Annotated in this window: 11 protein-coding genes; 2 read left to right on the top strand and 9 right to left on the bottom strand. The window is 55.4% G+C overall.

The window, feature by feature from the left end; translation table 11 throughout:
* The first annotated feature begins 61 nt into the window (after positions 1-61).
* Entirely contained in the window at positions 62-379 is a 318-nt protein-coding gene (locus GO988_RS07910; protein ID WP_317164819.1) for a DUF721 domain-containing protein, read from the top strand.
* Positions 380-657: 278 nt separating this feature from the next.
* Here GO988_RS07910 and GO988_RS07905 read toward each other — a convergent pair whose 3' ends face one another.
* Positions 658-1044 (bottom strand): helix-turn-helix domain-containing protein, encoded by a 387-nt coding sequence (locus tag GO988_RS07905; protein ID WP_157563939.1) that lies wholly within the window; start codon positions 1042-1044, stop codon positions 658-660.
* Between the two features lie 181 nt (positions 1045-1225).
* Positions 1226-2086 carry a glycerophosphodiester phosphodiesterase family protein gene (locus GO988_RS07900; RefSeq protein ID WP_157563937.1) on the bottom strand — a complete coding sequence of 287 codons (861 nt, stop codon included), beginning with the start codon at positions 2084-2086 and terminating at the stop codon, positions 1226-1228.
* Between the two features lie 131 nt (positions 2087-2217).
* On the opposite strand from GO988_RS07900, the gene GO988_RS07895 reads away from it, so the two are divergent.
* On the top strand, positions 2218-2811 hold the full coding sequence (locus GO988_RS07895; RefSeq protein ID WP_157563934.1) for a hypothetical protein: 594 nt from the start codon (positions 2218-2220) through the stop codon (positions 2809-2811).
* A 113-nt stretch (positions 2812-2924) separates the two neighbouring features.
* Here GO988_RS07895 and GO988_RS07890 read toward each other — a convergent pair whose 3' ends face one another.
* The 7 genes from GO988_RS07890 to ileS form a co-directional block, all read right to left on the bottom strand.
* Entirely contained in the window at positions 2925-3194 is a 270-nt protein-coding gene (locus GO988_RS07890) for a PLD nuclease N-terminal domain-containing protein (RefSeq protein WP_157563932.1), read from the bottom strand.
* Between the two features lie 94 nt (positions 3195-3288).
* Entirely contained in the window at positions 3289-3927 is a 639-nt protein-coding gene (locus GO988_RS07885) for a rhomboid family intramembrane serine protease (RefSeq protein ID WP_317164818.1), read from the bottom strand.
* Between the two features lie 6 nt (positions 3928-3933).
* Positions 3934-4905, bottom strand: a complete 972-nt coding sequence (locus GO988_RS07880) for a polyprenyl synthetase family protein (protein WP_317164817.1) — start codon at positions 4903-4905, stop codon at positions 3934-3936.
* Positions 4906-5063: 158 nt separating this feature from the next.
* Positions 5064-7625 carry a ribonuclease R gene (rnr, locus tag GO988_RS07875; protein WP_157563930.1) on the bottom strand — a complete coding sequence of 854 codons (2562 nt, stop codon included), beginning with the start codon at positions 7623-7625 and terminating at the stop codon, positions 5064-5066.
* Positions 7626-7824: 199 nt separating this feature from the next.
* A complete protein-coding gene (locus GO988_RS07870; RefSeq protein ID WP_157563928.1) occupies positions 7825-9627 on the bottom strand; it encodes an ABC transporter ATP-binding protein in 1803 nt (600 codons plus the stop codon).
* 45 nt (positions 9628-9672) lie between these two features.
* On the bottom strand, positions 9673-10272 hold the full coding sequence (locus GO988_RS07865) for a lipoprotein signal peptidase (RefSeq protein ID WP_262885668.1): 600 nt from the start codon (positions 10270-10272) through the stop codon (positions 9673-9675).
* A 216-nt stretch (positions 10273-10488) separates the two neighbouring features.
* Positions 10489-13866 carry an isoleucine--tRNA ligase gene (gene ileS, locus GO988_RS07860; RefSeq protein WP_157565390.1) on the bottom strand — a complete coding sequence of 1126 codons (3378 nt, stop codon included), beginning with the start codon at positions 13864-13866 and terminating at the stop codon, positions 10489-10491.
* Positions 13867-13899 lie beyond the last annotated feature (33 nt).

Genomic DNA, 13899 nt, shown 5'->3' with positions numbered 1-13899 from the left:
AAGTGCACGCACTGCTGGCCTTATGTAAGGTCACGCATGATGACTAAGCCAGCCTGTTTTTGTGAAAAAGCCTACCCCCTCTCCCACTGCTCGTCGCGCCGACATCATTCCACTAAAAGAAGGACTGGAGGCGCTAGTACGAGCATACCGCCTCGGAGGCAAGCTCAATGAAGTAACGGTAGTGGCTAGCTGGGAGCGTGTGATGGGCAAAGCCGTTGCACTCAAAACAAAAGAGGTATATGTAAGCAAGGGAAAGCTTTTTGTACGCCTTACTTCTGCACCGCTCAAGCACGAACTAGTGATGGCAAAGACTCTCGTGCTAGAGATGCTCAATACTGAAGTCGGCTCCCAAGTGGTAACGGAAGTCGTCTTTTTATAGAACTGCTTCCTTTTTAATAAAGTCAACTCAGTGGCTTTGCTAGATATTGAACTCCACTTTGCTTGCGCTGCAACAATAAGCTTGTCCACCATTTCGGGTAACTGTATTTAGTTAGGATTGCTCTACTGCGACAATAATTTGAGAGGTGTAAAGAGACATGCTAGCGATTCATCGGAACTCACATTGGCTGGTTAAAGCGTCTCCTCACATTCCATTAAAGGAGGTAGACAAGTGATGATTCACTAATACACAAAAATGTTCCACGTGAAACATTTTTGTTACTTGGGACCATACACTTTCAATAGCAACTCATTATAGGCCTCTAGCAGCGCGATATATTTAGTTTGGAGGGCTAAAAGCTGCCTAGAAAAGTCTGCATCAGCATTAGTTGGCAATGCAACACGAGATGTAACGTTGGGTACAACTACTGACTTTACATTTGATGTTGCAAATGGCAATGTGGATTGTTGCAATAGTGTAAAGTCAACAGAAAAATCGTGTCCGATAATTTGACCAACGCTCTTTACAAAATTAGCATCGAGTGTTTCGTCCTTGAATTTACGGTAAATAGTCGGACGTGTAATACCCAACTCTTCCACGATACGCGTAATGGAGATACCACTGTTTTTGATGGCTTCCTGCAGTATTTCACCCTGATGAGGCATGGGTAGGTTGATTATATGAGTTACACTACAAAGATGTAATGTGTATCAAGATAAAACAAATTATGAGGTTAAGCGCTCAATGCTTTACATATGATACGAAATCAAAATAATGTAAAGACTATTACAATATCTGTAAAGGGTGACTGAAATAGCGTGTAACAATTATTTTATAATACAGGTACTAGGCTGTCATCAGGTATAATAAGCTAAGTAGCCGGTCAGGGTAATCAGTAGTAATGCCCGCCACTCCCCACTCGATAGTGCAGGTCATATCGAGGAGCTCATTAACTGTCCAAGGCACTATGCGAAGAGTAGGATAGGCAGTGTGTAACGCTCGCAGTTTCTCGACGGATAACAGCTCGAACGCAGGTCCCAATGCATCGGGGACAAAACCTAAGTTTCGCAGTAATTCTGCAAAGGGCTCGTCACTTTCAACCAGTAGGCAAAGTTTAAGGGCCGGCGCCTGCAACCGAGCGGCTTGTAGAATGCGTGCGTCGAAGCTGAGCAGTGTGGTGCGGGGAAGGATGGCGGTAGCATAAATTTCGGCCAGCACTAATTCCACAAAAGGAATGGGTGAAGGATGAAAAACACCGTCGCTCGCAGGCTCACTTTTTACTTCGATTGAATAACTAATAGGAAGGCGGCCGAGCTGCTGACAAGCGTTTTCGACCACTTGAATCACTTCATTTAGCAAGGGCCGGTAACTAGCTATAAGCTGCTGGCTAGGAAAATCTGGATGCGGCTTATCACCCACTACGCAGCGTCGAATAGTAGTGTATGGCAGTTGGTAAAGGTTGAAGCTGCGCTCGTGAGCAGGGTCTATTTCCTCCCCATGAGGACCAGTACCCAAGCGGGCTGATAACCAAGGTTCGTGTGACACGACTACCTGATGGTCGGCTGACACCACGACATCCAACTCTAGCACGTCGACACCAAGCGATAGGGCATGCAAGAAGGCTGGCAGCGTGTTTTCGGGAAATAAGCCCCGGCAGCCCCGGTGGCCGTGCACCTCGGGGCGATAGGGAGGGGTAGGAAAAGCCATGCACTATTGTACGCATCAAGGCGCAGGGGCAGCCGACCAGTCCAGTAGATTTGCACACGTTTTACTTGATTGAGGTCTACGTTACCCTTTTAGTTTTTTACATGAAGCGAATTCTTTTACTTATACTACTGATGGCTGTAGCAGCCGGTGGTTATTACTACTACAACTCCCTAAAGAAAGGCCCTGAGTATGCGCTGCTACAAGCTGCAGCCGCCACGCAAACGCACGATGTAGCAGCTTTTGAACGCTACGTAGATGTGGACGCCTTAACGAGCCACCTCGTAGATGATGTAGCAAACCAGAGTAATCTATTGACGGCGCTCGTGCCCGGCGGTAGCTTTGCGCTGCACGGGGGCTTACGCTTGCTGAAGCCCCAACTGGCCAAAGCTGCGCACAACGAAGTGCAACGCTACATCGAAACTGGTTCTATAGAGGCAGCGCAAGCAGCGGCTCCGAAGCGACTCATTAACCTGTCGTTCTTGGGGCTGGCAGGGCATGTGGTAAGTCCCGATAGCAAGTTTAAAGGCATCAAATACACAACTGAAAAGGGTGATGATGCATTGGTGGGATTGGAGTTCACGCAGCCACGCTACGACACTACAATGGTGGTAGAAGTGAAGCTGCACAAACAAGCTGATGGCCACTGGCAGGCCAAGCAGATTACGAATGCTGGCGAACTAGCCCAGGGCGTGGCCCGACTAGAAAAGCAACACCTGCTGAAATAGGAACAACCTGTTGCTCGCTCGACAGCTGTAAGTATAAGCAACAAAAAACCCTTAGTCAGTTAGACTAAGGGTTTTTTGTTGTTTGAAGAACAGGTCTAGAAGCTCACTAAACCTTAGTTGCTACGACCTGAAAACAGCAAGTAGATAATAGAGCCACCGATGGGAAAGAACCAGATGATGACGCCCCAGATAAGCTTCTTGCCCAACGACCAGTCTTGCTTGAGCAAACTAACCAACGCATAGATGGCAAGTATCAAGTAGAGGACGCCAGCGATGCTAAGCGAGCCATTGTTGTTGTAGCGGCTGCAGCTACTAATCAGGAGAAGCAGTGGTAGCAGGGCGGCCGGCGAAAGGCGGGCGGCTAGTAAGGATAAACGGCGCATGAGAAGAGGTGAAGAAGAGTGTGGTGTTCACGCCTTTACGCAAAGAATCAAATTTAGGTCGCCTTTTTAGATTAAGTTGTTGATTATTAAATGCTTAACTAACATAATTAATGATTTGTTGCATAAACTGAGGTAGTACGCCCGGTACGAGCGCCGAGATGAGTAATACCCCGAAAAGTGCCCCATAAAAGTGCGCATCGTGGTTAATGTTGTCGCCTTGGCGGCGGCCCATGAACCACGAATAGGCCAGGTATAGGAAACCAAAAAGAAACGGTTGAATAGGAAAGGGCAGCGGGAAAATGATGATGCCGCCTCCATGGCTATTAACTGGAAACAGGAGTATGCTGGCAAATAACACTGAGGCTACCCCCCCCGAGGCCCCCAAGCTACGGTAGTTACGGTCGTCGCGGTGCCGAAAATATGTAGGCAAATCGGAGATGATAATCCCCCCTAGATAGAGCAGCAGGAACAAGGCCAGCCCTACCCCTGACCCGTAGCCTTGGGCTAATGTGGCCAGCACTACGGGGCTGAAAGAGTAAAAGGCAAACATGTTGAAGAGCAAATGGCTCCAGTCGGCATGTAGGAAACCGGAGGTGAGCAGGCGGTACCATTGACCCGAGCGGGCAATCACGTAGGGCTGCATAACCCAGGCTTCCATGAGGTCGCGGTTTGACCAGGCGTAGGCGGAAGCGGCGACCGTGAGGCCGATAAGCAGCAGGATAGGAAAAGACACGGGGAATTAGTTTTCGCGGTCCATGAGCTGGAGCGCGAGGTGATGAAGGGGCTGCTTGCGTGCTGCCGGAGCTGCTACGCGCTCCAAATGCTGCAGGGCTGCTTGGAAGTATTCGTTGATGAGTGCCTCCGTCTGAGGGCGGATATGCAGCTCGTCGTAGATGGCCCGCACGGCCTGCACTTTGGCTTCGGCATCGAGAATGGGCTGGCCAAGGTATTGGGCCAGCGTAGCCTGCTGCGCAGCTGTAGCCTGGGCCAGCGCAGTAAGCAGAAGAAACGTTTTCTTATCAGAGATAATGTCGCCGCCTACCCGCTTGCCGAAGGTAGCGGCGTCGCCATACACGTCAAGCAGGTCGTCGCGCAGCTGGAAAGCCAGGCCAATATCGGTGCCGAATTGCCGCAGGTGCTCGGCATCGGTAGCGGAAGCGCCGGCCAGCGTGGCGCCTAATTCCAAGGCAAAACCAAGCAGCACGGCCGTCTTCAGCCGAATCATGTCGAGGTACTGCGGGATGGTGACGGTCGTTTCCGTTTCAAAATTCATGTCCCACTGCTGGCCCTCGCAGACCTCAGCCGCCGTTTGGGAGAAGCGCCGCAATACCTGTGGAAGCAGGGGTAGGGATACGTTTTCGAAGAGCAATTCGTAGGCACGTACCAGCATCACATCGCCCGAGAGGATGGCCACATTGGCATTCCATTTTTCGTGCACTGTAGGCTGGCCGCGGCGCAACGGCGCCTGGTCCATCAAGTCATCGTGTAGGAGTGTGAAGTTGTGGAAGACTTCGGTGGCCAGCGCGGGCTTCACCAGCGGACCTAGCTCATCGGTGAAAAGCTGGCCGCCGAGTAGGGTTAGCAAAGGCCGCAGGCGCTTGCCACCAAGGCTCATGATGTACCGAATCGGGTCGTACAGGTTGGCGGGCTGCTGGCCGTAGTCAAGCTCTCTTAATGCTTGCTGAAGGAGGGAAGATGGGTCGGGTTGCACAGGGGCAAAGGTCGGTTAAACACGGGTGTCATAGCGAGCTCAACGAAAGGACGCGTGGTCCGACTCTCCTTACTGGGTTACTGCCCCTGCGAGTAAGAGAGACGGCCACGCGTCCTTTCGTTATGCTCATTCAGACAGCTTACGAATAAAGCAAAAGGTTAGCGTCGGCTTTTGCCACCTTCTCGCCCACCCCGGCCGCCGCTCTTACCGCCGCTGCCTTTGTAGCCGCCACCGCTGCTTTTGCCACTCCGGTCGCCGCCGCGGTCACTGCGGCCCCTACCCCCCCGGCCGGCTTCACGCTCGGCGCGCTCGCGCTGCTTCACGTGCTCCGGGCGATTATCAACTAGCTCCATGTCGATGGTGCGGTCGAGTAAATTGGCCGAAGTCACGATGACTTGCAGCTCGTCGCCGAACTGAATAATACGCTTCGAGCCGCGGCCCACAATGCGGTAGTTTTCCTTATCCAACTCGAACGTGTCGCCCGGAATGTCACTAATGCGAATCATTCCCTCACACTTGTTGGCTTCAATCTCGACGTATATGCCGCGCTCGGTGAGGCCCGAAACCACGCCCGTAAACTCTTCGCCAATGTGCGAGCCGATGTACTCGACCTGCTTGTATTTGATGCTGGCTCGCTCGGCATTTGCTGCCAGCTTCTCGCGGGCCGACGAGTGCTTGCAGGCCTCCTCCACGGGCTCATTGGCCACGTTCTTGCCACCGTTGAGGTAGTACTCCAGCAGGCGGTGGGCCATCATGTCGGGGTAGCGGCGGATGGGCGACGTGAAGTGCGAGTAGTGCGCAAATGCAAGCCCGAAGTGCCCTAGCGGCTCAGTGGTATAGATGGCCTTCGACATCGACCGAATGGCCAAGCCCTGAATCACGTTTTGCTCGGGCTTGCCCACCACTTCGGTGCTCAGCTTATTGAGCTCGGTGCTGACTTTTTTGGGATTGCTCAGGTTTAGCTTGTGGCCGAATTTCTGGGCAAAGAGGGCGAAGTTTTCGAGGCGGTCGGGGTCAGGCGCATCGTGGGTGCGGTACACCATGGTGAAGCGCGGCTTGGTTTTTTTGAGGCCAAACACGTACTCGGCAACCCGCTTGTTGGCGAGCAGCATAAACTCCTCAATAAGCTTGTGCGCGTCCTTGCGCTCCTTCACATACACGCCGAGTGGCTTGCCGTCTTCACCCAGTTTGAATTTCACCTCCTGCGTTTCAAAGCTAATGGCGCCCTTGCGGAAGCGCTCGGCCGAAAGCTTTTTAGCCAGGCTGTTGAGCAAATTCACTTCGGCAGCGTAGTCGCCTTCGCCAGTTTCGATGCGCTCTTGCGCCTCCTCGTAGCTGAAGCGACGGTCGGAGTGGATAACCGTTTTACCGAACCACGACTCGTGCAGCTTGCCCTTTTCATCAAGCTCAAATACCGCCGAAAAAGTCAGCTTGTCCTCATTAGGCCGTAGCGAGCAAAGGCCATTGGAGAGGTTCTCAGGCAGCATCGGAATCACGCGGTCTACGAGATACACTGAGGTCGCCCGGCTCTTACCCTCGCGTTCTAGCTCGGTGCCAAGACGCACGTAGTGGGTCACATCGGCGATGTGCACGCCCACCTCGTAGTGGCCGTTCTCAAGCGTCCGCAAGCTTAGGGCATCGTCAAAGTCCTTGGCATCGGCCGGGTCGATGGTAAAGGTGAGAATGTCGCGGAAGTCGCGGCGCTTAGCTATTTCTTCCTTCGTGATGGTAGTCGGGATGGCATCGGCTTCCTCTTCTACCGCCGACGGAAATTCGAAGGGTAGGCCGAACTCCGCCATGATGGCGTTTATCTCCGCCTCGTTCTGGCCAGCCGCGCCGAAGTTGCGCACGATGGTACCAACCGGGTTGCGGCCCTGCGCATCGTGGTCCGGAAACTCGGTGATGCGCACCAGTACTTTGTCGCCGTTGCGCGAGTCGTGCAGCTCATGGGGCGGCACCATCACGTCGAAATACGACTTGCGGTTGTCCGGTTTCACAAAGCCAATAGAGCCCTGCACTTGCAGGCGGCCCACTACTTCGGAACGCTGTCGCTTGAGCACTTCTACCACATCGCCGGTGAGGCGGCCGTCGCGCACACCCCGCAGGCGCACCCGCACCAGGTCGCCATCAAGGGCGTAGCGCAGCTGGTCGGTGAAGACGCGGATATCGTCGCCTTCACCATCCTCGCGCACCACAAAGGCGAAGCGGGGGGTAGCAAGTGCTACCGTACCAATAACGGTATTAGCATCGCGCTGGGGTCGGCGGTCGGGGCCATCGCCTACGTAGTCGAACCCTGCTGAGCGGCGCCGGTGAATAATTGGGTCTTGGCCAAATTCTTCTTCGAGCGCTGGCTCTACCGAAGCGGAGGGGGTAGGGGCCGTTGCTTTTTTAGTAGTCTTGCGGCCCTTGGCGGTGGCCGTAGGCGCGGGCTGCTCAGCAGGGCTAGCCAGCCGGTATTCGTCGTTCTGCAGCAGCTCTAAGCTGCCTGATTGGCGAAGGTCTTTGAGGTGAGTAAATAGCTCCTCACGCTGCGCTTTGGTAGTAATACCGAGACGGCGCGAGAGCTGCCGGTAGGCTAGCACCTTGCCCGGGTTATCGGCAAATTGACGATACACGAGGTCTTGGCTTAGGCCAGCCGAAGCAGCGGGGGTAGCCTTAGAAGAAGTTGCTGCCTTCGCGCGAGCGGCGCGGGGGGCGGCGGGGTCTTGGGGGTTTTTCATGTAATTGATAAGACGGCCGCCGGGCAGCTTGAAGTAAGATTGACGAAGGCGACGCGTAGGTAAATGTTTAATGCGAGGTTGTGCCCAGTAGGGCTTACTCTCGCTCACCGTTGAACGGTGGGACAAGAAGGAGGTTTTACTTCCACGCCGTAGATGAGCTTACACACGCGGGCTAATGGGTCGAGGCAAGGCCTACCCCCTAGCCTATTGTCCGCGCCGCAATACGGGCAGGGTCGTCGCTTGGAATAGCAGCCAGCAACTGCTGCGTATACGGGTGCTGGGGGTGGGCATATACGTCGGCCGCGGGACCGCTTTCTACAATCTTACCCTGGCTCATCACCAGTAGTCGGTCGCTCATAAACCGGGCTACCGACAAGTCGTGGGTAATGAAAAGGTAGGTAATACCCAGCTCGCGCTTTAGGTCATTGAGCAGGTTGAGGACCTGTGCTTGCACCGATACATCGAGCGCTGACACCGACTCGTCGCACACAATAAACTTGGGCCGCAGGGCTAGCGCGCGCGCAATGCAAATGCGCTGGCGTTGCCCACCGCTGAACTCGTGGGGGTAGCGCTGCTCCGCGTCCTCGCTCAAGCCAACAGTGCGCAGCAACTCGCGCACCCTAGTCTTTTGCTCGGCACGAGTGCCACCTACCCCGTGCACCCGCAACGGCTCCAGGATAGCTTCGCCCACCGTCAGCATAGGGTTCAGGGCCGCATACGGGTCCTGAAATACAAGCTGAAACTCGCGCCGCCGATGGCGCAATTCGCCAGTGGGCAAGCGTGCCAAATCGGTTCCTTCAAACAGGATGCGGCCGGCGGTTGGTTCCGTTAGGCGCAGCAGGGCGCGGCCAAGGGTAGTTTTACCGCAGCCGGACTCGCCCACAAGACCGACCGTTTCGCCTGCATTGATAGTAAAGCTGACTTCATCTACGGCCCGCACGTAAGTGGTAGCCCGCGTGAAAAACCCCTTGCGAATTGGAAAGTACACTTGCAAGTTTTCGACTTGCAGCAAGGGCAAAACGGCCGTGGAACGTTGATTTTGTTCCACGGGGAACGTTTTGGTAGTGTCAGAATTAGTCCGTAACTGAGCAGGCAGCTCAGCAGCTACCTGCACCGGAGCCATGAGTGCCCTATCGGTGAAATTACCGGCTGCATCAGTCACCATAAAATCAGCCACCACCGGCAGCCGCGCCTTACCAATAGACAGGTACGGGCGGCAGGCCAAAAGGCCACGTGTATAGGGATGTTGTGGGTCGGTAAAAATATCAAGCACCGAGCCTTGTTCTACTACCCTACCCCGGTACATCACCAAGATGCGGTCGGCAATCTCGGCTACCACCCCCAGGTCGTGCGTGATGAACAACACGGCCGTACCATGCTCGCGGCGCAGGTCGCGGATGAGTTGCAGGATGCGCGCCTGCACCGTCACGTCGAGCGCCGTGGTAGGCTCGTCGGCGATGAGCAGCGCGGGGCGGCAAGCCATGGCCATGGCAATCATTACGCGCTGCTTCTGGCCTCCACTAATTTCATGGGGGTAGGCCTTGAAGATTTGCGCGGGCCGGGGCAATTGTGCTTCGGTGAATAGCTCGATGGTACGGGCCTCCGCTTCCTGAACACTAAGGCTGGTATGCAGCCGCAAGGCCTCAACGACTTGATTGCCGCAGGTCAGCACGGGGTTCAGCGAGGTCATCGGCTCCTGAAAAATCATGCTGATGTCGTTGCCCCGCACTTGCTGCAGCTGCGTTTCGGTAAGTTGCAGCAAGTCTACCTCACCTAGTTTTTCCGACTCGAAACGGGCGGTGCCCTCCTCGATGTGCGCTGCTGGCCTAGCCAGCAGCCCGAGCAGTGCCAAGGACGTTACCGACTTGCCCGAGCCCGACTCGCCTACAATGGCGACTACCTCTCCCCTACTCATCTCAAACGACACGCCCGCCACGGCCCGCGTATGCCCACGCTGCGAGCGGAAGTCGATGGTCAGGTCTTGTACGGAAAGCAAAGGCATAGGCACCAAAAAAAGCGGCGCGGAGTAATCCGCGCCGCAAGTTTACTAGGAAGGTTCCGAAGCCGGCGGGCCGGCCGTAGCGGCTGTGGGTTGCGACTGTTTAAAGAAGCGGCCTTGCAGCAAAAGAATAAGGGCTACCCCCACAAAAATGGAAGAGTCAGCCACGTTAAAAATAGGCCACAGCGAAACGTACTTTCCGCCAATTAGTGGCCACGCGGCGGGCAAAAACCCTTCGTAGATATCTGCATACAGCATGTCGATAACCTGCCCGAAAAACCAGGGGGTAGGCGAGCCAAAAGGCGCATTGTGGTAAATGACGCCGTAGAAAATGGAATCTACTAAGTTGCCTACAGCTCCGCCCAAAATCAGGGCCATGCAAGCAATGAAGCCTGCGGCTGCCCGGTGTCGCCACAAGTAAACGATGTAGTAGCTAAGCCCACCTACTGCCGCCAGCCGAAAAGCCGTGAGCAGCAGCTTTCCGTAGGGCGGCGGCAGTTCGACACCGAAGGCCATCCCGGGGTTGGTAGTGTAGTGCAGCTTAAACCAATGCCCTAGCAGCAAAATCTCTCCTCCCGAAGTAAGCGTTTGGCTACTGTGTACCAAATACTTAGATAATTGGTCGATACCTATAACCAGCAAAGCCAATAGGAAGAAGGGCAGTACACTACCGCGTCGCGCGGGGTAGCGCAACGGCGTAGAAGAGGAATCCAGGGAAAAATCGGTTTGCACAGGTGAAACTCTAATTGCTTTGTACTGTTTTATACCGATTTATGAGGTTTCATAACCATTTAAAACGGCGGAAGGAAGCGTTGTGCGCGGGAAAACCCAGGCGCTTTTCTAAAACGCCCGGGCCTCTCATAATCAAGTAGTTACTACATCAACTTTAGCAGGCACTTGAAAATCGTCGAATTCTAGCACCGCACCGTCGGCTACTTCGGGCACAAAGTCAAGGCGTAGGGCCTGCACTTCGGTGCGGATGTAGTCGCCAAACGACTGCACGGCGGCTTGCAGTTCGGTGGGCGCGCTAGCGGCTAGCGTCACGCTGATGCGGTCCTGCACTTCCAAACCCGAGTCTTTGCGCAGGTTTTGGAGGCGATTGACTAGCTCGCGTGCTAAGCCTTCCTGCCGCAGTTCGTCGGTGAGGGTCACGTCGAGGGCCACGGTAAGCGGGCCGTCGGTGGCCACAAGCCAGCCGGGCAGGTCCTGGGTGCGAATTTCGACTTCGTCGAGGTGCAGCGTAAGGGTTTCGCCCTCCACTTCTACCGCTAACTCACCCTGCTTTTCGAGCTGGGTTAGCTCGTCGCTAGTTAGGGTTTGGATACGGGCACCGACAGCCTTTAGGCGCGGGCCGTACACTTGGCCGAGGCGCTTAAAATTGGGCTTCACCGACTTCACCAGCACGCCGCTGGTGTCGTCTAGAAACTCGATGTGCTTCACGTTTACTTCGGCGCAAATCAGGTCCTCGACTAGCCCGACTTGCTCCTTTGTGGTGTCATTAAGCACAGGCACCAGAATGCGCTGCAAGGGTTGGCGCACTTTCAGCACCGACTTCTTGCGTAGTGAGTGCGTGAGCGAACTGATGCGCTGAGCTAGCTCCATACGCTCCTCCAACGCCTTGTCGATGAGCATAGTATTGGCTTCAGCTAAATAAGTCAAATGCACCGACTCGGCGGCAGTCTGGCCTTTGGTGAGGTTGCCATAGAGCCAATCGGCGAAGAAGGGCGCGATGGGAGCCATGAGCTGCGCCACGGTGCTTAAACACTCGTGCAGCGTCTCGTAAGCGGCTTGTTTATCGGTAGTTAACTCGCCTTTCCAGAAGCGGCGGCGCGAGAGGCGCACGTACCAGTTGGAGAGTTGGTCGGTGACAAAATCTTGGATGGCGCGAGCAGCTTTCGTGGGGTCGTAGCTGTCGAAATGGCCACGTACTTCAGCCAGCAAGCTCTGCAACTTGCTCAGAATCCAGCGGTCCAGCTCGGTGCGCTCGGCCACGGGCAGGGGGGTAGGGCTAACCTGGAAACCGTCCAGATTCGCGTACAGCGCGAAGAACGAGTACGTATTAAACAGCGTGCCGAAAAAGCGCCGTTGCACCTCTGTGATGCCCGCCTGGTCAAACTTGAGGTTGTCCCATGGCGGCGCGTTGGAAATCATGTACCAGCGGGTGGCGTCGGGGCCGTACTGCGCGATGGTCGCAAAAGGGTCTACGGCATTACCTAGGCGCTTGCTCATCTTGTTGCCGTTCTTGTCCAGCACCAAGCCGTTGGCAATCACGTTTTTGAAGGCTACCGAGTCTTCCAGCATCACGGCCAGGGCGTGCAGCGTGAAGAACCAGCCACGCGTTTGGTCCACGCCTTCGGCAATGAAATCGGCAGGGAAGTTCTTCTGGAAAACTTCTTGATTTTCAAAGGGGTAGTGCCACTGCGCATACGGCACCGCGCCCGAGTCAAACCACACGTCGATGAGGTCAGGCTCGCGGTACATAGGCTGGCCGCTGGGCGAAACGAGGAAAATATCGTCTACATACGGGCGGTGCAGGTCAATTTTTTCACCGTTCGCATACGGGTTGTGGGTCATGACTTCGGCCGCTACGGCCTTATCAATCTCCGCTTTCAGCTCGGCAATCGAGCCAATGCAGATTTCCTCGGTGCGGTCCTGGGTGCGCCAGATGGGCAGCGGCGTACCCCAATAGCGCGAGCGACTGAGGTTCCAGTCCACCAGGTTTTCGAGCCAGTTGCCGAAGCGGCCGGTGCCGGTGCTTTCGGGCTTCCAGTTAATGGTTTTGTTGAGCTCGATGAGCCGGTCTTTCACGGCCGTGGTCTTGATAAACCACGAGTCGAGGGGGTAGTAGAGCACCGGCTTGTCAGTGCGCCAGCAGTGCGGGTAGGTATGCTCGTACTTCTCGGTTTTGAAGGCCGTGCCGTTGGTGCGCATCCGGATGGCGATGCTCTCATCCAGCGTTTTATAATCGGCGCCGCTCTGGTCGTGGCCGTCGTAGTTTTTCACCCAGCGGCCACCAAACTCGCCCATTTCGGCCACGTAGCGGCCCGTGCGGTCCACGATGGGGCCTAGCTTGCCCTGGTCGTCGGCCACCATCAGCGCAGGAATGCCGTTGAGTTGTGCTACCCGGAAGTCATCGGCGCCAAAAGTGGGTGAAATGTGCACGATACCCGTGCCGTCCTCGGTCGTCACAAAGTCGCCCACAATAACGCGAAAAGCGTTTTCCTCGCCTTCAAAGTGTGGGAAACCAGCTTCGGTGTTGAATAAGCGCTCGTAGTGAATACCGACTAAGTCAGCACCGGTAAACTCGGCTTCAACGCGCCAAGGAAGTACTTTCTTATCGCCTTCAGCGTAGCCTTCGAAGGGCGCAGCAGCACCTTTCTCCGAAAAATATTTGCTCACCAACGCTTTCGCCAGCACCACTCGGACAGGTGCAGCAGTGTACGGGTTGAAGGTCGAAACCAGCACGTAAGGAATATTCTTGCCTACAGCCAAGCCGGTATTGGCGGGCAGCGTCCAAGGGGTGGTTGTCCAAGCCAAGATGTAGGTTTCGCCTACCCCCTCGCTGGCAAACAACTTCTCCGAAGCCGCATCGCGCACCACCTTAAACTGCGCCACGATGGTTGTATCCTTCACGTCCTTATACGTGCCGGGCTGGTTCAACTCGTGCGAGCTGAGGCCGGTGCCGGCGGCCGGCGAGTAGGGCTGAATGGTGTAGCCTTTGTATAGAAAGCCCTTGTCGTATAGCTTCTTAAGTAGGGCCCAGCAGCTCTCGATGTACTCGGGCTCGAAGGTGATATAAGGGTCGTCGAGGTCCACCCAGTAGCCCATTTGCTGCGTCAGCTCATCCCACTGCGCTTTAAAGCGCATCACGGTTTCGCGGCAGCGCTGGTTGTAGTCTTCGACGCTGATTTTGTGGCCGATATCTTCCTTCGTGATGCCTAGCTCCTTCTCCACTTGCAGCTCGATGGGCAGGCCGTGGGTGTCCCAACCGCCCTTGCGGGGCACCTGCTTGCCGAGCTGCGTTTGGTAGCGGCAGAAGATATCCTTCACCGCCCGCGCCATCACGTGGTGAATGCCAGGCTGGCCGTTGGCCGAAGGCGGGCCCTCGTAAAACACGAACGTGGGCTGGCCCTCGCGGCTGCTCACGCTCTTCTTAAAGATGCCGTTGGCGTCCCAGCTGGCGCGTACATCGGTGGCGAGCTTGGCGTAGTCGAGCGGCTGCTTGTATTCGGGGTAAGTCATTGTTGTTGAGTTCATCAGCCGGTTACTACCAGC

This window comes from Hymenobacter ginkgonis (assembly GCF_009755225.1).
Lineage (GTDB): Bacteria > Bacteroidota > Bacteroidia > Cytophagales > Hymenobacteraceae > Hymenobacter > Hymenobacter ginkgonis.
Note: the sequence above shows the minus strand (reverse complement) of the source record. Positions and strands in the feature narration are given on the sequence as shown.

Bases quoted from the DNA above. Each gene is read 5' to 3' on its own strand.
- GO988_RS07905 (WP_157563939.1), bottom strand. From the start codon at position 1,044: ATGCCTCATCAGGGTGAAATACTGCAGGAAGCCATCAAAAACAGTGGT.
- GO988_RS07900 (WP_157563937.1), bottom strand. From the start codon at position 2,086: ATGGCTTTTCCTACCCCTCCCTATCGCCCCGAGGTGCACGGCCACCGG.
- GO988_RS07895 (WP_157563934.1), top strand. From the start codon at position 2,218: ATGGCTGTAGCAGCCGGTGGTTATTACTACTACAACTCCCTAAAGAAA.
- GO988_RS07890 (WP_157563932.1), bottom strand. From the start codon at position 3,194: ATGCGCCGTTTATCCTTACTAGCCGCCCGCCTTTCGCCGGCCGCCCTG.
- rnr (WP_157563930.1), bottom strand. From the start codon at position 7,625: ATGAAAAACCCCCAAGACCCCGCCGCCCCCCGCGCCGCTCGCGCGAAG.
- GO988_RS07870 (WP_157563928.1), bottom strand. From the start codon at position 9,627: ATGCCTTTGCTTTCCGTACAAGACCTGACCATCGACTTCCGCTCGCAG.
- ileS (WP_157565390.1), bottom strand. From the start codon at position 13,866: ATGACTTACCCCGAATACAAGCAGCCGCTCGACTACGCCAAGCTCGCC.